The following is a 20921-nucleotide window of genomic DNA, read 5'->3' on the forward strand; positions in this document are numbered from 1 at the left end:
TGACTGAACTCCAGCATCGGCCCGCTTGAAGCCCGGCGTGTCCGGCCCCAACGTCCCGTATCTCAGTCAGTTCTGCACAGGACCAGTCGCGATGGGTAGCGAAAGCTGCCCCCGGTCGCTAGCGTTGCGCCATGTCGCACCGCCCTGTAGACCCTGACCTCGCACGGCTCTGGCCTGCAGCCGCGCTGAGCGTGCGCGCCGGCGACCTGGAACTGCGCTGGATGGACGACGCCCTGTTGCTCGATGTCGCAGACCTCGCCGGACAGGGCATCCACGCGGATGGCGCTACGCCGTTCACCGTCCCGTGGACGCAAGGCACCCCGGACCAGGTGGCTCGGAATGCTCTGACCTATCAGTGGTCTGCCCGCAACCAGGTCAGTCCGCAGGTGTTGGTGCTCGAACTCGCCGTGCTACGCGACGGCAAGCCCGTGGGCGTGCAGGCCGCGCACAGCACGAACTGGGCAGTCCTCAAGGAAGCCGAGACCGGCTCCTGGCTGGGCCTCGACTATCACGGACAGGGGATCGGCACCCGCATGCGGATCATGATGCTTGCGCTGATGTTCGATGGCCTGGGTGCGGCTCACATCACCTCGGCTGCCTATGACGACAACGGACCCTCCAACGCGGTGTCACGCAAGGCCGGGTACCAGCCGGACGGCCTTCTACGGGATGTGCGCCAGGGCGAAGCCGCGATCCTGAACCGGTGGCGCATGACCCGCGAACGCTGGAGCGAAGTGCGGGACCACAACCTAGGCGTACTAGGAGCACCTCTCGTCATCGACGGTGCTGAGGCCGTGCGGGAACAGATCCAGGAAGCCTGACCGCGAGTTGCTGCCGTGCACAAGGCCGCAGCGCCACCGACAACGCCAGTTAGACCGCGTCGAGCCGGCCCGTCTTGCGCAGCCACATCTCCATGGGCACGGTGGTGAAGGGCGGCACGGCTGCGATGAGTGCGGCCAGCAGAACCCACAGGCTCCACTTGCGTTGATAAGCGACGATCAGCGTGACAAGGCCGTACACCATGAAGGCGATGCCGTGGATGGGGCCAAAGATGGTGACACCCAGCTCGGTGACGTGCAGCACATGCTCCATCAGCATGCCGATCAGCAGGCCGGCCCACGTGACCGCCTCCACCAACGCCAGCGCGACATAGGCGCGGGACGTGGCAGGAAGGTGGGCGAAGGGGGTGCGGGTGGCAGCGGGGGACGGCGCTGTCTGGGTCACTAGAACTCCTTGATGGCGATGTCGGTGGTGATGCGGCCCTTGCGGTCGCCGGCTCCGTGGTCGTCGGCTGGGTGGCCCACGAGGAGGATAAGTTCGGACCGCCAGGTTGAGTCGTCGAAGAGGTCGGCGTCGAGGGCGTCGCGGTCGAACCCGCCAACGGGACGCACCGCGAGACCGGCGCCACGCAGGCCAACGATCAGGTAGCCAATCTGCAGCATCGCGTTGGTGTGTGCGGTGCGGATGCGGGACTCGGGATTGGCCTCGAGTTTGGCGGCGAGGTCCGGTGAACCGCCAGTGAGTGCGTGGTGGTCGTGGAAGCGGTCGTCACGTGCGGCCACGAGTACGAGCGGTGCGGACTCCACCTTGGCCTGGTTGCCTGCGGCGGCGTGCTGGGTGACGCGGGCGCGGCCTTCCTGGGACGTGATGGCGGCGAGGCGGAGCGGCACGGTGTTGAACGCGGTGGGTCCCCACTTGATGAGGTCCCAGACGTCGCGGACGGTATCCATGGACACCGGCTCATCGGAGAAGTTCAGGGTGGAGCGCGCTGCGAGAAAGAGCGCGTCGCGTGCGGCAGCGTCGAGCGTAAAACGGGACATGTCAACCATTGTCGCGTGGATTTTGGGGTCCTTGGTCCGGTTGGTGTGCGGGGTGTGTGCCGTCCCTGACATGAGGGTGCTCGCCTGGGCGGCGTGTCGGGCCCGGCGCGCCGCGTCTGCCAGAGTGTTGGTGTCAGGGACGGCCCGGCTGCCCCCTCATCTGAGGCTCATACTCAGCAACTAGACTCGTGCCGTGGCTTTGGTACTGGGAATTGAGAGCACCTGCGATGAGACGGGTGTGGCACTTGTGGAGGACACCGAACTCCTGGTGGATGTGACGGCGTCCTCGATGGATGAGCATGCGCGCTTTGGCGGGATTGTGCCTGAGGTTGCGAGCCGTGCTCATTTGGAGGCGTTTGTTCCCACGCTTGAGGAGGCGCTCACGCGTGCGGGCAAGACTCTGAGCGACGTGGATGCGATTGCGGTTGCTGCGGGTCCGGGCCTGGTGGGTTCGTTGACGGTGGGTAATGCGGCAGCGAAGTCGCTTGCGGTGGCGTTGGGCAAGCCCCTGCATGGCGTGAACCACGTGATTGGCCACGCGGCGGTGGATGAGCTTGTCCACGGTGAGTTCCCTGAGAAGGTCATGGCGCTGGTGGTGTCGGGCGGTCACACGTCGTTGCTGAAGATCGACGATGTCGCGACCAAGGTGACGGAGCTTGGCCACACGCTGGACGATGCTGCGGGTGAGGCCTTCGACAAGGTGGGACGTCTGCTCGAACTGCCGTACCCCGGTGGACCCCACATTGACCGCCTCGCACGCGAAGGCGACCCCACTGCGATTCCGTTCCCGCGTGCCCTCACTGCGCCCAAGTTTCAAGAGAAGCACGCCTATGACTTTTCGTTCTCTGGCCTCAAGACCGCGGTGGCGCGGTGGGTGGAGCGTGAGCGTGATGCGGGACGCGAGATTCCGATCGAGGACGTCGCGGCATCGTTCGCCGATGCCGTGGCCGACGTGCTCGTCATGAAAACCCTCAACGCGTGCCGCGAGCACGACATTGACACCCTCGTCATTGGCGGTGGCTTCTCCGCCAACTCGCAGCTGCGCGAGATGGCGACCCGGCGCGGTGAGGAGGCGGGCATTGATGTCCGCATTCCGCCCATCCGGTATTGCACGGATAACGGCGCGATGATTGCGGCGCTCGGGTCTGCGGTGGTGCGGCGGGGGATCGCGCCGTCGAGTGTGGGCTACGGCGTGGATTCGTCGATGCCGTTGACTCGCGTGGTTGCTTGAGTCGCTGTGGCGGGCCGGCGTCATTCGGCAGCGTGGGGGGCGCTGGCTGCGCTGATGGTGGCGTTCACATTGACGATGGTGGTGACGGCGTCGCCGTGGGGCGGCGCTCCGGAGCAGTCCGATGCAGGGGCCGGGCAGGAGTCGCGCGCACCTGACGCTGGGGACGACGACGCGGATGACGCGGGCGAGGTGACAGCGTCGCCGGTGCCAGGAGTGCCGGCGGATGCGGGGACGTGGGGTGCGTTGTTTCCAGCGCTTGAAGTTCGTGGCCCGGGTTTGGTGTGGGGGCCGTCGTTGACGGAGGTCGCTGCGGCGAAGGCCGATGCGCAGGCACTGTCACTGGAGGATGCTGCCGGCCAGGTGGTGGTGGCGCAGTGGAACAGCCCTGATGCGGCTGGTGCTGCGGAGTTGGTGGCTGAGCTGAACTTGGCGGGCATCATCGTGATGGGCGGCGCTGTCGAGAGCGCCAACCAAGTGAGTGAACTTACTCAGGCGATTCGCGAGGCGGGTGGAGATCGCGACTGGGGGACGATCGTCAGCGTGGACGAAGAGGGCGGCACGGTGTCGCGTTTGCGCGGTGTTGTGCCTGGGATGCCTGGTTTCATGGCGGCGGGCGCGGCGCGGGACAAGTCCGCGGTGACGCAGGCGTACCTGCACCAGGCTGCCGATGTCCGGAGTCTGGGCTTCACGATGGACTTTGCGCCGGTGGCCGATGTCACGGCGGGCCTGAGCGATCCCGTCATTCGTTCCCGTGCAGCGGGCGACGATCCGCAGAACGTCGCCAGCACAGTGGTGGCCGCCACCGGTGGCTACGTGCAGGGCGGGGTTGTCCCCGTCATCAAACACTTCCCGGGGCACGGGTCGGTCGACGTGGACTCCCACTACGGACTGCCGGCTCAGACGGACCGGGTCGCGACGCTGGAGAAGCGTGACTTTGTGCCTTTCGCCCAAGCGATTGACGCGGGTGCGCCGGCGGTCATGATGGGCCACATCGCGGTGAAGGAGTGGGGTGACCTCCCGGCCTCGCTCAACCCCAAGGCGTACAGCTACCTGCGTGAGCAGTTGGGATTCACGGGGCTTGCGGTGACGGATGCGCTCAACATGGGCGCGATCCAGGATGAGTGGGATTCGGGGGAGTCAGCAGTGGCCGCTCTTGCTGCAGGAGCCGATGTGGTGTTGCTGCCGCAGGATCCGCGGGCGGCACGTGATGCGATCGTTGCGGCCGTGGAGGCGGGAGACCTGGACCGCGCACGGTTGGATGACGCGGTGGCGCGGGTGATCGTGGCGGGGCGCTGGCAAGCGGGGCTCGACACGTCCGTCGAGGCCGGGGGAGGGTACGCGTATGACCTTGCGCTCGCTGGTGCCACGGTGGCCACCTCCGAGTGTGGGGGGTCGCTGGTCGGGGACAGCGTCACGATCTCCGGTGGCTCGGACGGTAACCGGGCGGCACTGACCAAGGCGCTTGAAGCGCGTGGTGTCACGGTGGGGAGTGGCGGCACCAGCATCGGCTTGACGGGAAGTGATAGCTCCGCAGCATCAGCCGATGTCGTGGTGGCGTTGCGAGGTCCGTGGGGGCTGGAAGACGCGAAAGCGCGCACGTATGTGGGGATGTATGGCAGCAGTGGTTCTGTCATGAATGCGCTCGCGGACATCCTCACGGGTGCCGCTCCGCCAGGTGGGACGTGGCCGGTCGCTCTCGACCTGCCCGTCGAGGTGTGTTCCTGACGAGGGTCCTGTGACCGTCGGCAGAGGCGCCTAGAGAGGCTCCACGATCAACGCCGCCCGGTGGCCGGGCATCCGGGTCAGGATGAGGGTGGCGCGCTGGGTGCCGCGGAGCTTGAGTTGTGGGCGCAACTGTTCTGGGGTGATGTCGACGCCGCGCTTCTTGATGTCAACGGCGCCCACGTTGCGAGCCTTCAGCGCTGCGGCGATCGCTTTGGTTTTCAAGGGAAGGACCTCGACAACCCGGTAGCCCCTCATGAAGGGGGAGTCGATCGCGGTGTTCGCGGTGAGGTAGGCGATGGACTCGTCGATGAGGTGAGTTGCGGTCCGGTCTGCCACGGCACCAATAAGGCCCGCGCGGATGACGGCGCCGTCAGGTTCGTACACGTACTCCCCAAGGTCACCTGTATCTGCCCGGTGGGTGTCCCCGGCGATCCGGTGTGCCTGGCCGTCGCGTAGCACGAGCGCCACGTGTCCTGGAGTGTGTGCCAACGGCCCGCACCACAGTGACGCCTCCACCACGCTGCCGTCCACGCTGACCCATTCCGCTTCCACTTCAGGGGGAATCATGTCGTGGGCGACGGCCGGGCCCACCTTCACGCCCACGGCGGGGTGCAGGTCACGAAGGCCCAGCACCCAGTCCAGGGAAGGGGAGTAGTCCTGAGGATCGTGGCGGCGGCCGCGAGCATTGCGGCGGGCGGGGTCCACGAAGTAGCCGTCTACCTCGAGGTGGGCCGCGACCTCTGTCGAGTCGGCGTGTACGACCTGTGCTTCTGGCCAGTGGCGGAGGTTGTGATCAGCGATCAGGGCGGTGGCCTCGTCCCTTTCGACAGCGGTCACCGTGAGACCCAGCGCGCTCATTGCCATGGCATCCGCGCCGATGCCACAGGTCAGGTCCGCTACCCGCGTCACTCCCGCATCGCGAAAGCGGGCCGCGTGGCGGGCCGCGACCTCGAGCCGGGTTGCCTGCTCAAGACCATCCTGGGTGAGCAACATCCCGGCGGCAAAGTCGCCAAACTTTACTCGGGCATCGGCCCGTAGCCGTGACTGCGTGAGCACACCGGACACCAGTTCCGGAGCTACCCCTTGAGCACGCATGGAGGTGCCTAACGCCATCGCTTCTGCTTCGACGTACGGCGGCATGGCCTCGACCAAGGCCCACCCGTCGGGGGAGGTCAGGAGGCGCGCAATCGCAGGGTCCATGGGGTGAGTCTTTCACGGTGGGTGAACAGGCGGCATATTCGTTTAGCACTCGCTAGGCGTGAGTGCTAAATTGGGCAGTGCTCCGCACCTGGAGCCCGTAGTTCTTATGGCAGCCGGACTGACCCCCGCGACGGCAGCACGGACGCCAGAACACGGAACCTAACTGTCAAGGATTACGGAAGGTGAGGTCCGCTGTGTCGGTCTCTATCAAGCCTCTTGAAGACAAGGTCGTGGTGAAGCCCTCTGCCGCAGAGCAGACCACCGCGTCCGGTCTTGTCATCCCCGACGCCGCAAAGGAAAAGCCCCAGGAGGGTGAAGTCCTGGCGGTGGGCCCGGGTCGTTTCGACGACAACGGCAACCGCATCCCGCTGGACGTCGCGGTCGGTGACAAGGTCATCTACAGCAAGTACGGCGGCACCGAGGTGAAGTACGGCGGCGAAGAGCTGCTCATTCTCTCGGCTCGCGACCTGCTGGGTGTTGTCTCCTAAGCAAAGCAGCTGAAGTAAGAATGGCCCCGCGAGGACGGGCCCGCCGGCGGCCCCTCCCCGGCGACCGGGGCCTTCTTTGTCCGGGCGCTGGCAAGGGGGGCTAGCCGCGCTCCAGACATCTATCCGCAGAAGTCAACTGGCCTTCTGCAAGCGGTTCGCAATCATGGAGTGACGTTCGTCTTCGCTGATCCCGCCCCAGACTCCGAACGGTTCCCGCGCATCCAATGATCGCTCGCGACATAGTTTCATAACCGGGCATTTCTCGCAATACGCCTTGGCTGCTTCTGCGCGCCTTCGCCGTGCTGCGCCTCGCTCGCCTTCCGGATGGAAGAAGAGATCCGGGTCCGCCTCACGGCATGCCCCGCTGTATTGCCACTCCCATTCTTCTTGTGTAGGTGCCGGAAGTTTCGCGACTGTACTCATGGCGCTCCTCACATCAGGTCAGGTGACCCTGGTTGCCGTGCCTCGCCATTGAGGCATGGGTGATTGCAGTTGTCCGATGCGTCCGGTTTCCTGCTCCAACCCTTGAAAACCAGGCGTAATGTTGCCATCTCCACCATTCATACTCCGATGTTCGCCGCTTGGCTACCCCCTTTTTGAACCTGAGAATGAAGGTTTACTGGTCGTTAGCCCCTTGTTCGCTCTGGGCGTGGCTGTCCCCGTAGAATCGGACAATGGCGCCAGTTGATAACGACCCCTTCGGCTTCACCGGACTCACCTACGACGACGTTCTCCTCCTTCCCGGGCAGAGCGATGTCATTCCGTCAGAGGTCAACACCACCACTCGACTCACCAAAAACATCACCATTGCGCTGCCGCTGCTGAGCGCCGCAATGGACACCGTGACTGAGGCTCGCATGGCCATCGCCATGGCCCGTCAGGGTGGCATCGGAGTGCTGCACCGCAATCTGTCGATCGAGGATCAGGCTCACCAGGTTCAGATCGTGAAGCGTTCCGAATCCGGCATGATCACCGACCCCGTGACCGTGGGGCCGGAGGCCACGTTGACGGAGCTGGACCAGCTGTGTGGCAAGTACCGCGTGTCGGGTCTGCCGGTCGTGGATGAGGACCAGCGTCTGCTGGGCATCATCACCAACCGCGACCTGCGATTCGTGGACCACTCCGACTACGACGACCGCAAGGTTCGCGAAGTCATGACCCCTATGCCGCTCATCACGGCGCACGAGGGCATCTCCAACGCGGAAGCTGCGGATCTGCTCGCCCAGCACAAGGTCGAGAAGCTGCCGCTGGTTGACGACAGCGGTCGCCTCACCGGACTGATTACGGTCAAGGATTTTGTGAAGACCGAGCGTTACCCCAAGGCAACGAAGGACGCCCAGGGACGCCTGCGGGTGGCCGCGGCCGTGGGGTTCTATGGCGACGCATGGGAGCGGGCGACTGCGCTGGTGGAAGCGGGTGTGGACGCCCTGGTGGTGGACACCGCACACGGCCACGCCCAGGCCATGATCGACATGATCAAGCGTGTGAAGTCCGATCCGACGACCCGCCACGTTGACGTGATTGGCGGCAATGTCGCCACCCGTGAAGGCGCGCAGGCGCTGGTCGAAGCGGGCGTCGACGCCGTGAAGGTGGGCGTGGGCCCTGGTTCGATCTGCACCACGCGTGTGGTGGCCGGTGTGGGCGTCCCGCAGGTCACCGCAGTGTGGGAGGCGTATCAGGCAGCCCGCGTGCACGACGTCCCCGTGATTGCCGATGGTGGACTGCAGTACTCCGGTGACATTGCGAAGGCCCTGGTGGCCGGCGCCGAGTCCGTGATGCTGGGCTCGCTGTTTGCTGGTTGTGCTGAGGCTCCTGGAGACCTGGTGCTGGTGGGCGGCAAGCAGTACAAGCTGTACCGCGGCATGGGTTCTATGGGCGCGATGGCGTCCCGTGGCCGGGTCTCGTACTCGAAGGACCGCTACTTCCAGTCCGATGCTCCCAGCGACGACGACATCATTCCCGAGGGCATCGAGGGTCGCGTGCCGTTCAAGGGCGCGTTGTCCGACGTGGTGCGTCAGCTGGTGGGTGGCTTGGGACAGTCGATGTTCTACGTGGGCGCCCGCACGGTGGACGAGCTACGTTCACGCGGCAAGTTTGTGCGCATCACGGCCGCGGGGCTCAAGGAGTCCCACCCCCATGACATTCAGATGACCGTCGAGGCGCCCAACTACTCCGGACGTTAACGACCGCGAGTCCCCTCGTGGAGATCACCTGGCAACTGCTCGCCATCCTTGCGGTGGTGGCGTTGCTTGCCGGATGTTTGGACACCCTCGCCGGTGGCGGCGGGCTCATCACTGTGCCCGCGCTGCTGCTGGCGGGGGTTCCGCCGCTTCAGGCCTTGGGTACCAACAAGTTGCAAGGCACTGCTGGGACCTTCATGGCGACTACTCAGGTGATCCGGCGCCACGGGGTGAAGTGGAGTGACGTCAAACGGCCGATGCTGTGGGCCTTCGCAGGTTCGGCCGTGGGTTCCGTAGCGATCCAGTTCGTGTCGGCGGACGCGCTCACTGTGGTGATCCCTGTGGTGCTGGCGGTGATTGCTGCCTACTTCTTGTTCGTTCCCAAGTCTCATGAGCCGCCCGCGCAACCGCGCATCGGCTCTCCTGCCTACCGCCGCGCGGTAGTGCCTGCGATTGGCGCGTACGACGGGGCGTTTGGGCCCGGTACTGGCTCCTTGTTTGCGCTGTCCGGAGTGGCGTTGCGTGCGCTTCCGTTGCGCCAGTCCACGGCGGTCGCGAAGACCCTGAACTTCGCGACGAACATTGCGTCGCTGCTGGTGTTCGCGGTGGCCGGGCAGATGATGTGGCTGGTGGGCGGCGTCATGATTGTGGGCCAGCTTGTGGGCGCCTACATTGGCTCGCACATTCTGCTGCGGGTCAACCCCATGGTGCTGCGCGTGCTGATTGTGGTGGTGTCCCTCACGATGCTGGTGCGCGTACTGGTGGGCTGACCCGTGCGAGCGGCTTACGGGTAGAGGCCTCGGAGGTCGTGGGCTTCGAGGACTCGGCGCACCGCGAGGGATGTTGCGGCTTGTCGGTAGGTCAGGCCGTGGGCGCCTGCGTAGTCCACCACGTCGTGCCATGCGGCTGTCATCTTTTCTTCGAGCCGTTCGTTCACTTCGCTTTCGCGCCATTGGTAGGCCTGGTTGGACTGCACCCATTCAAAGTAGGAAACGATCACGCCGCCTGCGTTAGCGAGGATGTCGGGGACAACCAGCACGCCGCGGTCGGTGAGGATGGCATCCGCGGCCTGAGTGGTGGGGCCGTTCGCACCTTCGACCACGATCGAGGCCCGGACGTGCGGCGCGTTCGCCTCCGTGATGACACCTTCGATGGCGGCGGGGACCAGGACGTCGATGTCGAGCGTCAACAGGTCCGCGGGGTCGAGCGGCTGTGCGCCGTCAAAGCCCACGACCGTGCCTTCGCGGTCCACGTGCGCACCTAGGCGCGTGATGTCGATACCGTCCGGCGCAAAGATGGCCCCGTCAACGTCGGAGATCGCACGAACTGTCACCCCGGATTCGGCGAGGAGGCGTGCTGCACCGCGCCCCACCTTGCCGAACCCCTGGACGGCGGCCGATGCTGTGGTGGGCTCGAGTCCGCGGCTGGCCATGGCCATGAGTGCCACGTGGGCGACGCCCCGGGAGGTTGCTGAGGCGCGGCCGAGCGAACCGCCGAGCGCGATGGGTTTACCGGTGACGACGCCCGGCACTGTGTGGCCTTTCGCGACGGAGAAGGTGTCCATGATCCACGCCATGGTCTGTTCGTCGGTGCCGATGTCCGGTGCAGGGACGTCTGTTCCGGGGCCGATGATGGGGAGGATCTCTGAGGTGTAGCGGCGTGTGACGCGTTCGAGTTCGCCGATGGAGTGGTCGCGCGGTTCAATCGCGACGCCACCCTTGGCGCCGCCGTAGGGAACGTCGACCAGCGCACATTTCCAGGTCATCCACATGGCCAGTGCGCGGACCTCGTCGAGGTCGACGGCGGTGGAGAAGCGGAGCCCACCTTTGGCGGGGCCGCGGGAGAAGTTGTGTTGGACGCGGTAGCCGGAGTACACGGCGGTGCTGCCGTCGTCGCGTCTGAGGGGTACGGCGACCATGAGTTCGCGGCGCGGCATGGCGAGCATTTCGTGCAAGCCGGGCGGGCACTTCAGATGCTCAACTGCTTCCGCCAGTTGGGCTTGTGCGTCCTGCAATGGTCCATGAACAGCCGATGCGCTTGCGCCGGCAGATGCGTTCATCCGCGCCTCCTCGTTGAGTCACTTTGACTCTAACCCGGCGCGTGGGTTGTCGCGGTCAGGACGAGGCGGGAACCACAGGCCATTCGGGCTGGGGGAGGTCCTCGGTACGGCCTTTGGACCGTAGCCAGGAGGCGAACTCGGTTGCCCACACGCGGTGTGCTTCGACTTGCTGTCCTTGGAGGTCAGCCAAGTCGATGGTGGCGAGTGCGCGGTGGCGTTGCGCCATGGCAGGCAGGAGGTCCAGGGTGGCGGCAACATCGGCGTCTGCGGCGTGGAGGTCGTCGGCCACGACGGAGACGCCGTAGTGCTCGCACATGTTGATCAGTTTGCGTGGTCCGCGGCGCCACCGGTCCAAGTGCCTGTCCAGCACCAGGGGGTCCACCACGGGGCCGATGCTGCCGGCAGGGATGCGGGAAGCCAGGGAGGGGAGTCCGTGACGGGCGAGCTCGTTCTCCAGGATGGTGAGATCGAACTGGGCGTTGAACGCGACCACGGGGAACCCGGCCCCCATCGCCGCTGCAAGGACGGACGCGATCTCTTCTAGGGCATCGGCTGGTTGAACACCATGCGTCCGGGCGTGCTCAGTTGAGATGCCGTGTACTTCCGTAGCCCGTGCGGGAATCTCTACGCCCGGGTCGATGAGCCAGGTGCGCACGGCGGTGTCCCCGTCAGTGCGGGTCAGGATGGCTGCGGTCACGATCCGGTCCTGGGACGTGGACACGCCCGTGGTTTCGGTGTCGAACCCCACCATGGTCTCTTCAAGCCAGCTCATGGGGCCTACTCTCCCACGCACCTGTGACACTGGAGCCGAGCACGTGGCGGACGGCATCAAAGTCCGCGTGTGTGGTCTCCTGCGCGGCGGGCACGCAGGTTTGCGTGGATGGCAGGCTCTGTGCCACGGCCCAGGCGCTGAGCGCCACGGTGGTCCAACCGACGAGCGCTGCGCTGCCCACCACGGTCGCGATCATGGCGGTGGTGCGCCGTTGGGCCTCGGCTGGTGACGCAGGTGTGGTGGGCGTGGCGAGGGAAGCGGGTGTGGCGCAGGCGGGCGCGGCTGGGGTGGTGGCGGGTGCCGGTTGGTGACGCTCCCGAGTCGCTGGAGGCGTCGCCTGAGCCGTCCACTCAGACCCGTCCCAGAACCGCACCGAACCCGCGCCTGGCGCGTGTGGATCGTCGTACCACCCTGGTGGGGTGTGTCCCGTCATGCTGCCGTTGCCCCCCTTGTCGCCCCCTGAGACGGCACGCCTGCGAGGCATAGCCGGCACGCGTATGTGCGCGCTCAGCGGTCAGCGTAGCGAACCGGGACGATGCGCGGAACCAGTTCCAGGGCGCGCGCCTGTGCTGGGGGTAGCGGTGGACGATAGGGTGGTCCGGTGAGCAACGAGATCGAGATTGGCCGCGGCAAGCGCGGCCGCCGCGCCTACTCCTTCGACGACATCGCCGTGGTGCCTTCGCGCCGCACGCGCGACCCCAAGCAGGTGTCGCTGGGATGGCAGATCGATGCGTTCCAGTTCGACATCCCCGTGATTGCCGCGCCGATGGACTCAGTGATGAGCCCCGCGACTGCGATCGCGTTGGGCCGTTTGGGCGGTCTGGGTGTGCTGGACCTGGAAGGGCTCTGGACCAGGTACGAGGACCCCACCTCGTTGTTTGAGGAAATCTCGCAGCTGGAAGGTGAGGCCGCTACGGCCCGCATGCAGGAGATTTACCGTGAGCCCATCAAGGATGAACTGATCGCAGAGCGCCTGCGTGAGGTCCGTGCCGCTGATGTCACGGTGGCTGGCGCCTTGAGCCCGCAGCGCACTCAGGATCACTACGAGACGGTGCTGAAGGCCGGCGTGGATCTGTTCGTGATCCGTGGCACCACCGTGTCCGCAGAGCACGTGTCCGAGCACGTAGAGCCGCTGAACCTGAAGAAGTTCATCTACGACCTGGACGTACCGGTCATCGTGGGTGGTGCCTCCACGTACCAGGCCGGTCTGCACTTGATGCGGACGGGTGCCGCGGGTGTGTTGGTGGGCTTTGGTGGCGGTTCAGCGCAGCGCACGCGCACCACGCTCGGCATTCACGCGCCCATGGCGACCGCCGTGTCTGACGTTGCTGCGGCCCGCCGCGACTACCTGGATGAGTCCGGTGGCCGTTACGTTCACGTGATCGCTGACGGTGGTTTGGGACGTTCCGGTGACCTGGTGAAGGCTTTCGCTTGTGGCGCCGATGCTGTGATGCTGGGCTCCGCACTTGCCCGCGCTTCGGAGGCGCCTGGGGCTGGGTTCCACTGGGGCCAGGAGGCGTACCACTCGGAGCTTCCGCGTGGTGAACGCGTCGAGGTCGGTACCGGTGGCACGCTCGAGGAGATCCTCAACGGTCCTGCACATTCGGCTGACGGCTCCACGAACATCATGGGCGCCCTGCGCCGTTCGATGGCCACCACCGGATACTCGGACCTCAAGGAGTTCCAGCGCGTGGACGTGGTGGTGTCGCCTTACCACCCGGCTACCTCGGTTTAACCGCTTACTCGTTGTCGCCGCCGGTGTCCTGAACCCCGGCCATGGCTTCACGGGTCTCTGCCCCGGCATCGGGCCATACCCAGTTCGCGACCTCGGGCAGGTCTGCGCCGTTCTCCCTCGCGTACCTGCGCGCTGCGAGGCGCTGGTCGTGGAGTTGCTGGCGCAGCAATGCTGCACGGGTGCCCAGGCCGGGAACACGATCGATGACATCCATCACCAGGTGGTAGCGGTCAATGTCGTTCAGCATCGCCATGTCAAACGGCGTTGTGGTGGTGCCCTCCTCCTTAAACCCGCGCACATGCAGGTTCGAGTGACCGTTGCGGCGGTACGTCAGGCGATGGATCAGCCACGGGTATCCGTGATAGTTGAAAATGATGGGCTTGTCCGTCGTGAAGAGTTGATCGAAAGCGCGGTCGGAGATCCCATGCGGATGCTCCTCTTCGGGTTGGAGCCGCATGAGGTCCACGACGTTGATCATGCGGACCTTCAACTCGGGAAGCTCACGCCGAATGATGTCGATAGCGGCCAGCACCTCAAGGGTGGGGACGTCTCCGGCGGCCGCCATCACCACGTCGGGCTCGTCTCCCAGCGGCACATTGGACGCGAAGTCCCAAATCCCCAACCCTCGTGTGCAATGGTCGATCGCCTGCTCCATCGTCAACCACTGAGGTGCCGGCTGCTTGCCGGCAATAACGACATTGACGTAGTCGCGGGACCGCAAGCAGTGGTCGTATGTCGACAACAGCGTGTTGGCATCGGCCGGTAGGTAGACGCGCACCACCTCCGCCTTCTTGTTCACCACATGGTCGATGAAACCGGGGTCCTGGTGGGAGAAGCCGTTGTGGTCCTGGCGCCACACGTGGCTCGACAACAGGTAGTTCAAGGAGGCGATGGGGCGCCGCCACGGCAGCTCCCGGGACACCTTCAGCCACTTGGCATGCTGGTTGAACATGGAGTCCACGATGTGGATGAAGGCCTCATACGAGGTGAACAGGCCGTGGCGGCCCGTCAACAGATAGCCTTCGAGCCAGCCTTGGCATTGATGCTCGGACAGCATCTCCACTACTTGGCCGCGAGGACCCGTGTGTGCTCCGTCGTCCTCCCGGGCGCCTTGCCACACCTTGTCGGTGACGTCCAGGACCGCATGGATGCGGTTGGACGCCAACTCGTCCGGCGCAAAGACCCGGAAGTTATCCATATTCGCTTCCATCACGCCGCGCAGGTAAGTGCCCAGGACGCGGGTCGCTTCCACCGGTCCGGCCCCCGGTTGTGGGACGTCCACGGCATAGTCGCGATAGTCCGGCAGCCGGAGATCCCGCAACACCAGCCCGCCGTTGGCTTCCGGACGGGCCGACATCCGCAGGTCACCCTCCGGCGCGATCGCCCTGGTCTGTTCGTATGGCGCCCCCGATGCGTCGAACAGTTCGTCTGGGCGGTAGGACTCCAACCACGATTCCAAGGTGTGCAGATGTGCGTCCGTGTCGCGAGCATTCGACAGCGGCACCTGGTGCGCGCGCCACGACCCCTCGGTGGTCTCGCCGTCGATCTGAGGCGGGCATGTCCATCCCTTGGGTGTCCGCAATACGATCATGGGCCACGCGGGACGGTCCATGTGGGGGTTGGTCGCGGCCTCGGCCTTGATGGTGGCGATGTGGTCCATCACCTCATCGAGCAGTTGCGAGAACCGCTGGTGAATGTCGAACGCGTCCTCGTCGTCGAAACCCGCCTCAAAGAAGTACGGAGTATGTCCATAGCCGCGCATGAGCGCATCGAGTTCATCATCGCTGATGCGCGCCAGCACGGTGGGGTTGGCGATCTTGTAGCCGTTGAGATGCAAGATGGGCAAGACCACGCCGTCGGTGGTGGGGTCAACGAACTTGTTGGAGTGCCAACTGGTCGCGAGCGGGCCCGTTTCTGCTTCGCCGTCACCCACAATGGCTGCCACCAAGAGGTGCGGGTTGTTGAACGCGGCACCGTACGCATGAGACAGCGCATAACCCAGCTCGCCGCCTTCATGGATGGACCCGGGCGTCTCTGGTGCCACGTGTGACGGAATGCCGCCGGGGAAAGAGAACTGCTTGAAGAGCCGGGTGAGACCAGCTTCGTCGGGGGAGAGGTCGGGGTAGGTCTCGGTATAGGTGCCGTCCAGGAAGCTGGAGGCCACCAGGCCTGGGCCTCCGTGGCCGGGGCCGATGATGTACATCGTGGGTTGTTGACGTGCCCGAATCATGCGGTTCAGGTGGGCATACACAAAGTTCAGGCCCGGGGTGGTGCCCCAGTGCCCCACCAGGCGCGGCTTGACGTGGTCGCGGTGCAGAGGCTCCCTCAGCAGGGGATTGGCGAGGAGGTAGATCTGCCCCACGGACATGTAGTTGGTGGCGCGCCACCACCGGTCGATGGCGTCGATTTCCTCGGCGCTCGCGGCGGGGGCGGTGCGGGGTGCCCACGGGGTGTTATCCATCATGACCTCCATCGAAGTGAACGTTCCCAGCGTCGCACTGCCGGAGGAGTCCTGCACGGCGAACGGTCCGGACGCGTGCTGGACCATTGATGACGCCCGGTAGCACCGGCATTGTCGTCCCTGGGGATGACCAGATCAGGGGTTGATGTCACCTAGGGTGGAGGCGGGTCCCGCCGTCGTGAGAAGGAGCGTCCTTGCCCACCCTTGAGATTGACTCACTAGCCAAGTCCTACGGCACCGTCCGTGCACTTGATGGAGTCTCATTCGACGTGAACAGCGGCGAACTATTCGGCTTTGTAGGGTCCAATGGTGCCGGAAAAACCACCACGATGCGCATCATCCTGGGCGTGCTCCGTGGCGACTTCGGGGAGGTGCGCTGGGATGGCGCACCTGTTGACCTGGACGTCCGCAAGCGCATCGGCTACATGCCCGAAGAGCGCGGCCTCTACCCGCGCATGAAGGTGGGCGAACAGTTGGTATACCTGGCGCGGCTCCACGGCCTCGACGCCGGTGCGGCTCACGCAGCCATGGAGCATTGGACGGAAGTGCTGGGGGTCGCGGAACGCCGTGGCGACGAGGTCGAAAAACTCTCACTCGGCAACCAGCAACGCGTGCAGCTCGCGTCCGCCCTGGTGCATCAGCCCGACATCCTCGTGTTGGACGAACCCTTCTCCGGACTCGACCCGGTCGCCGTGGCCGTCATGAGCGACGTCCTCCGCACTCAGGCCGATCGCGGCGTGCCCGTGATTTTCTCTTCCCATCAACTCGAACTCGTGGAACGACTCTGCGACCGCGTCGGGATCGTGAAGGCCGGCCGCTTGGTCGCATCCGGCACCATTGACGAACTCCGCGCCACCGACCAACTCCAGTGGCACCTCACCGGCACCATGCCTGAGACATGGACCCCAGACGCTCCTGGCGCCACCCTCACTCCGCAGGGCCCCGGCGTCTGGCGCGTGGAAGCCGAATCCACCGATGCCGCCCAAGCTGTCGTGGCATCGGCCCTCCACCACGGCGTGGTCAGTGAGTTCACGCAGGTGCGCCCCACGCTGACCGACCTCTTCCAAGGCGTCGTGTCGGAAGAGGAGGTGGCGGCATGATCGCTCTGATTGCGAAGCGCGAGTTCCGCACCCGCGCGCTGTCAAAGGCCAACCTCATCACCTCCGCGATCATGGTGGTCCTCGTTCTGGGTGGGGCACTGATCGCGAAGCCGTTCCTCGCAGACGACGGCGAGCCCGCGGTGGTGAACGTGGACTCTGCGATCGCTGGGGATCTGGTTCCGTACCTGGAGGCCACGGCGCAAGCACAAGACGCTCACGTGGTGTTCGAAAGCGTGGACGCCCCCGACACCGTCGACGTGGATCAGGACGGCGCCTTGGGTGAGGACATCGCAGGACTCATCACTGGGCCGCTTGACGCACCGCGGCTGTACTTGGCGGGAGGGGACGATGCGCTGACGAGCGTGGTGCAGTCGGCCACCCAGGCCGCGGCGCTCGACAGCGCCGTCGAGGACCTCGGTGGTGACGCGGCGGCAGTGAGTGCGTCGCTCGCCAACTCCGTTCCGGCGGTCACCATCGTGGGCGAGACCAACGAGTTCAACGCCGGTCAGTTCTTCTCCGGCATGGTGGTCGTCATCCTGTTGTTCTTCGTGCTGATTCAGAGTGCCTCGGTCATCATGATGGGCGTCGTCGAAGAGAAGTCCTCCCGCGTGGTGGAGATTCTGCTGGCCACCGTGAAGCCCGCAACGCTGTTGGGCGGCAAGGTGCTGGGCGTGGGCATGTACTCGCTGCTTCAAGCCGCCACCATGTTCCTGCCCGTGGTGTTTGCTGCCTGGTACCTCGACCTGTTTGGCACGCTGGACGTGGAAGTGGGAACCCTGGTCGCTAACTTTGCCGTGTGGTTCGTGTTGGGCTTTGCGCTGTTCACGATCCTCTTTGGCGGGCTCGCCGCATTGGTGTCCCGTCAGGAAGACATCGGGGCCATCACCACCCCCATGATGTTCCTCATGATGGCTCCGCTGTACCTCGCGATCTACCTGGTGCCGAACAACCCCGACAGCACCATCAGCATGGTGCTCACCCAGGTACCGTTCTTCGCGCCATTCATGGTGCCGATGCGCTCGGCCTTTGGAGCCATCTCCACGGGAGAGGTGATCCTTGCGGTGGCGTTGTGCGTGGTGACCATTCCGGTGCTCACCTGGATCGCCGGGCGTGTCTACGCCGGTGCCGTCCTCAACACGGGTGGGCGCATGAAACTCGCGGAGGCGTTCAAGCGCGGCTGAGCCGCTGCGCGCTGGCAGTCGCCGAGTTGCTCGGACAGTTCCAGCCAGCGCTCTTCGAGTTCGGCAGCGACTGTCCGGTGCGCGTGTCCCCAACTGACTGAGATGTGGGAGCCGATGCGTGGCTCGCCGGCGTGGTGCGGGTCCCGCAGGGTCGTTTCAGTCACTTTGGGACGGCGGGGACGGCGGGGACGGAACGCACGGGGAGCGCGACGGGGACGGCCAGGACGCGGCTACGCCCGGTTAGTCGCCGAGTTGCTCGGACAGTTCCAGCCAGCGCTCTTCGAGTTCGGCAGTCTCGTCAGCGTGCGCTTTGAGCTGCTGGTTCAGGTCGGCCAGGCCCGCAAAGTCGGACTGGTCGTGGACGGCCATCTTGTCGTGAACCTTCGCTGACTCGTTGCCGAGCTTCTGAATGCGTCGCTCTACGGCAGCGAGTTCCTTCTCCACGGCACGCCGTTCCGCACCACCCAAGGCGGCGGTCCCGGTGCTGGCTGCGGTCCCGAAGGTACCGACGCCGCCCTCGGCTGTGCGGAGGGAACGGGTGATCTCGACGTACTCGTCGATGCCACCGGGGAGGTGACGCAGGCCGCCGTCAAGAACGGCGTACTGCTGGTCGGTGACTCGTTCCAAGAGGTAGCGGTCGTGGCTGACCACGATGAGCGTGCCCGGCCACGAGTCCAGGAGGTCTTCCATGGCTGCCAGGACATCGGTGTCGAGGTCGTTGGTGGGTTCGTCAAGCACCAACACGTTGGGTTCAGTCAGCAGGACCAGGAGCAGCTGAAGACGCCTGCGCTGCCCGCCAGACAAGCGCCCTACCTGCGTCTTGAGTTGCGCGCTCGTGAATCCCAGACGTTCCAGCAACTGGGTGGGCGTCATCTCGGAGCCGTCGGACAGTTCGATGGACTGGAACCGCTTCACCAGTCCGGAGACGCGTTCGTCGGCGACATCATCGAGTTCTGCGAGCTGCTGCGACAAGGTGGCGACACGGACGGTTTGACCGGTCTTCACACGCCCGGAGGTGGGCTCAAGGGCACCGGTGATCAGCTTCAGGAGGGTCGACTTGCCTGCACCGTTGGTGCCGAGGATTCCGGTGCGTTCTCCAGGGCCGATGTTCCAGTCCACCTCGCGAAGCACCTCGCGAGTGCCGCCGTCAGGCAGGGGGTAGGAGACAGAGCAGCGGATGAGTTCCACCACGTCCTTGCCAAGACGTGCAGCGGCCATGCGTTGCAACTGAACCTTGTCGCGCACGGGAGGGACGTCCGCGATGAGGGCGTTGGCGGCGTCGATGCGGAACTTGGGCTTGGAGGTTCGCGCGGGTGCTCCACGGCGTAGCCAGGCAAGTTCCTTGCGCATGAGGTTTTGGCGCTTGGCTTCGGTGGCGGCGGCGATGCGGTCGCGTTCCACACGTTGCAGCACGTACGCGGCGTATCCGCCTTCGTACTGGTCGAGGGTACCGTCGTGCACTTCCCAGGTGCGTTCGGTGACGGCGTCGAGGAACCACCGGTCGTGGGTTACGACCGCGAGCGCACCTTTGCCTCGCGCCCAACGCCGGTTGAGATGGTCGGCGAGCCAGGCGACACCGTCGACGTCAAGGTGGTTGGTGGGCTCGTCGAGGAACACCACATCGTGATCGCCCACCAGGACGTGGGCAAGTGCCACGCGTCGCTGCTGGCCACCCGACAGGGTGCCCACCACGGCATCGGCCGGAAGGTCGGGGACGAGCCCGGACATGATGTCGCGGACGCGTGGGTCGGACGCCCATTCGTGGGTGTCGGCGTCGCCCACGATTGCTTGGATGACGGTGAGTGACTCGTCGACGTGATCGGACTGGTCCAGGGTGCCGGTGCGGGTGCCACGGGTGATGGTGACGTGGCCGGAGTGCGGTTTGAGCCGTCCGGCCAGGATGGCCATCAGTGAGGACTTGCCGGCGCCGTTGGCACCCACAATGCCGATGCGGTCGCCGTCTTCTAGTCCGATGGTGACGGAGTCCAGGACGGTGCCGGTGCCAAAGTCCAGGTGTACGTTCTGAGCGCCGGTGAGATGAGCCACCCGACAAGGGTAGACGGCTTCCCTGGGGGCGCGGTGCCCGATAGCCCGGGTGACGCTGCGCGTGCGCGGCGAGCGGCGCTAGCGCGCTCCCTGCTGTGTCTGTTCGGCGTTTTCGTGGCTGCGGCATCGGTCCGGGTCCCAACTGGAGTCCGAGCGCACGGTGACGAGTGGCCACTGGGGGTTGCCGAGCATGACACGGGCGTGGGCGTCTGCTTTGAGGTGGGCGATGTCGTCGAGGACGTCTTCCAGCAGTAGTGCGACGTTCCGGTGGATCTGCGCGGCGTCGTCGCGGGTGAAGTCCACGTCGACGGTGTAGGCGCTGAACCCTCCTGCGCGGAGCAGGTTCTCGCGGGCGTCCACGTCGTCGAGGTCTTCACCGGCAGGCGCATACAGGAACGGCAGCACGACACCGTGGATGTCTGAACGCAGTCCGGTCGCGGAGTGCGATTCGAAGCATTCAACCTCGGTGTACTGGCGTTCCGTGATGACGGGAACCGCGAGGACGTTGGGGTCGGACTTGGCAAGTTCGAGCGCTGCGGCGAGCGGGTCGGCTGCGTGGCGCGCGTCTAGTTCTTGGGGGCCAAACATGTCTCCGGACACCAGATCCGACATCGCAGTGAAGCCGTGACCTTCGCGGTGACCGTCACCGGTGGTGAAGAACACGGCACGGAGCCGCCGCCTGTGCGCGACGCGGTCCACGTGAGTCGTGATGAACGTGTGCATGGCGTCTCGTTGCCATCGACAACCGGGTGAGGCTGAGGCCGCGAGCCCGTCCCGCCAACGGCGGTCGAGTGCCGTGAGGAAGTCGTCGGAAGGTTCACGCGTGGTGTGCATCACCCACACGGAGACGTCTGTCATAAGTAGTGTCAGCTCCTTGCGCCCGCGCGTGCCATCCGCGCGTTGTTGAGCAACTGTAGACCGGG

General features: G+C 65.4%; 19 protein-coding genes. 9 read left to right on the forward strand and 10 right to left on the reverse strand.

Annotated elements, in window-relative coordinates:
- Positions 1-131 precede the first annotated feature (131 nt).
- Positions 132-821 (forward strand): GNAT family N-acetyltransferase, encoded by a 690-nt coding sequence (locus ON058_RS03520; RefSeq protein ID WP_274667630.1) that lies wholly within the window; start codon positions 132-134, stop codon positions 819-821.
- A 49-nt stretch (positions 822-870) separates the two neighbouring features.
- On the opposite strand, the gene ON058_RS03525 is transcribed toward ON058_RS03520, so the two are convergent.
- On the reverse strand, positions 871-1224 hold the full coding sequence (locus ON058_RS03525) for a DUF3817 domain-containing protein (protein WP_274667631.1): 354 nt from the start codon (positions 1222-1224) through the stop codon (positions 871-873).
- The gene (locus ON058_RS03530; protein WP_274667632.1) at positions 1224-1820 is read right to left on the reverse strand and encodes a malonic semialdehyde reductase; all 597 of its coding nucleotides are present in this window, start codon (positions 1818-1820) and stop codon (positions 1224-1226) included. Before ON058_RS03530 ends, ON058_RS03525 begins: the two co-directional genes overlap by 1 nt.
- Positions 1821-2013: 193 nt before the next feature.
- Between ON058_RS03530 and tsaD the strand changes: the two genes are divergently transcribed.
- Positions 2014-3051: a tRNA (adenosine(37)-N6)-threonylcarbamoyltransferase complex transferase subunit TsaD gene (tsaD, locus tag ON058_RS03535; protein ID WP_274667633.1), complete on the forward strand. Its 1038-nt coding sequence runs from the start codon at positions 2014-2016 to the stop codon at positions 3049-3051.
- Between the two features lie 54 nt (positions 3052-3105).
- Positions 3106-4776 (forward strand): glycoside hydrolase family 3 N-terminal domain-containing protein, encoded by a 1671-nt coding sequence (locus ON058_RS03540; protein ID WP_274667634.1) that lies wholly within the window; start codon positions 3106-3108, stop codon positions 4774-4776.
- A 30-nt stretch (positions 4777-4806) separates the two neighbouring features.
- Here ON058_RS03540 and ON058_RS03545 read toward each other — a convergent pair whose 3' ends face one another.
- Positions 4807-5976, reverse strand: coding sequence for an SAM-dependent methyltransferase (locus ON058_RS03545; protein ID WP_274667635.1), 1170 nt, complete (start codon positions 5974-5976; stop codon positions 4807-4809).
- Positions 5977-6170: 194 nt separating this feature from the next.
- Here ON058_RS03545 and groES point away from each other — a divergent pair, with 194 nt between their 5' ends.
- Entirely contained in the window at positions 6171-6464 is a 294-nt protein-coding gene (gene groES / locus ON058_RS03550) for a co-chaperone GroES (protein WP_274667636.1), read from the forward strand.
- 132 nt (positions 6465-6596) lie between these two features.
- On the opposite strand, the gene ON058_RS03555 is transcribed toward groES, so the two are convergent.
- Entirely contained in the window at positions 6597-6887 is a 291-nt protein-coding gene (locus tag ON058_RS03555) for a WhiB family transcriptional regulator (protein WP_274667637.1), read from the reverse strand.
- A 251-nt stretch (positions 6888-7138) separates the two neighbouring features.
- On the opposite strand from ON058_RS03555, the gene guaB reads away from it, so the two are divergent.
- Together guaB and ON058_RS03565 are read left to right on the forward strand one after the other, a co-directional pair.
- Positions 7139-8647: an IMP dehydrogenase gene (gene guaB / locus ON058_RS03560; RefSeq protein WP_274667638.1), complete on the forward strand. Its 1509-nt coding sequence runs from the start codon at positions 7139-7141 to the stop codon at positions 8645-8647.
- Between the two features lie 17 nt (positions 8648-8664).
- Entirely contained in the window at positions 8665-9414 is a 750-nt protein-coding gene (locus tag ON058_RS03565) for a TSUP family transporter (RefSeq protein WP_274667639.1), read from the forward strand.
- Between the two features lie 14 nt (positions 9415-9428).
- On the opposite strand, the gene ON058_RS03570 is transcribed toward ON058_RS03565, so the two are convergent.
- The 3 genes from ON058_RS03570 to ON058_RS03580 are packed head-to-tail and all read right to left on the reverse strand — an operon-like array spanning position 9429 to position 11908.
- The gene (locus ON058_RS03570; protein WP_274667640.1) at positions 9429-10703 is read right to left on the reverse strand and encodes a Glu/Leu/Phe/Val dehydrogenase; all 1275 of its coding nucleotides are present in this window, start codon (positions 10701-10703) and stop codon (positions 9429-9431) included.
- 55 nt (positions 10704-10758) lie between these two features.
- A complete protein-coding gene (locus ON058_RS03575; protein WP_274667641.1) occupies positions 10759-11475 on the reverse strand; it encodes an exonuclease domain-containing protein in 717 nt (238 codons plus the stop codon).
- Positions 11462-11908, reverse strand: coding sequence for a DUF2510 domain-containing protein (locus ON058_RS03580; protein ID WP_274667642.1), 447 nt, complete (start codon positions 11906-11908; stop codon positions 11462-11464). Before ON058_RS03580 ends, ON058_RS03575 begins: the two co-directional genes overlap by 14 nt.
- A 168-nt stretch (positions 11909-12076) precedes the next feature.
- On the opposite strand from ON058_RS03580, the gene ON058_RS03585 reads away from it, so the two are divergent.
- Positions 12077-13210, forward strand: a complete 1134-nt coding sequence (locus ON058_RS03585) for a GuaB3 family IMP dehydrogenase-related protein (protein ID WP_274667643.1) — start codon at positions 12077-12079, stop codon at positions 13208-13210.
- Between the two features lie 4 nt (positions 13211-13214).
- Here ON058_RS03585 and ON058_RS03590 read toward each other — a convergent pair whose 3' ends face one another.
- Positions 13215-15674 (reverse strand): phosphoketolase, encoded by a 2460-nt coding sequence (locus ON058_RS03590; RefSeq protein ID WP_274667644.1) that lies wholly within the window; start codon positions 15672-15674, stop codon positions 13215-13217.
- Positions 15675-15865: 191 nt separating this feature from the next.
- Between ON058_RS03590 and ON058_RS03595 the strand changes: the two genes are divergently transcribed.
- The gene (locus ON058_RS03595) at positions 15866-16771 is read left to right on the forward strand and encodes an ABC transporter ATP-binding protein (protein ID WP_274667645.1); all 906 of its coding nucleotides are present in this window, start codon (positions 15866-15868) and stop codon (positions 16769-16771) included.
- Positions 16768-17952: an ABC transporter permease gene (locus ON058_RS03600; protein ID WP_274667646.1), complete on the forward strand. Its 1185-nt coding sequence runs from the start codon at positions 16768-16770 to the stop codon at positions 17950-17952. The genes ON058_RS03595 and ON058_RS03600 overlap by 4 nt, the downstream gene beginning before the upstream one ends.
- 240 nt (positions 17953-18192) lie before the next feature.
- Here ON058_RS03600 and ON058_RS03605 read toward each other — a convergent pair whose 3' ends face one another.
- Positions 18193-19998 (reverse strand): ABC-F family ATP-binding cassette domain-containing protein, encoded by a 1806-nt coding sequence (locus ON058_RS03605; RefSeq protein ID WP_274667647.1) that lies wholly within the window; start codon positions 19996-19998, stop codon positions 18193-18195.
- Positions 19999-20076: 78 nt separating this feature from the next.
- Positions 20077-20856, reverse strand: coding sequence for a hypothetical protein (locus ON058_RS03610; protein WP_274667648.1), 780 nt, complete (start codon positions 20854-20856; stop codon positions 20077-20079).
- Positions 20857-20921 lie beyond the last annotated feature (65 nt).

This window comes from Demequina sp. B12 (assembly GCF_028823635.1).
In the GTDB taxonomy this organism is placed as follows: Bacteria; Actinomycetota; Actinomycetes; order Actinomycetales; family Demequinaceae; genus Demequina.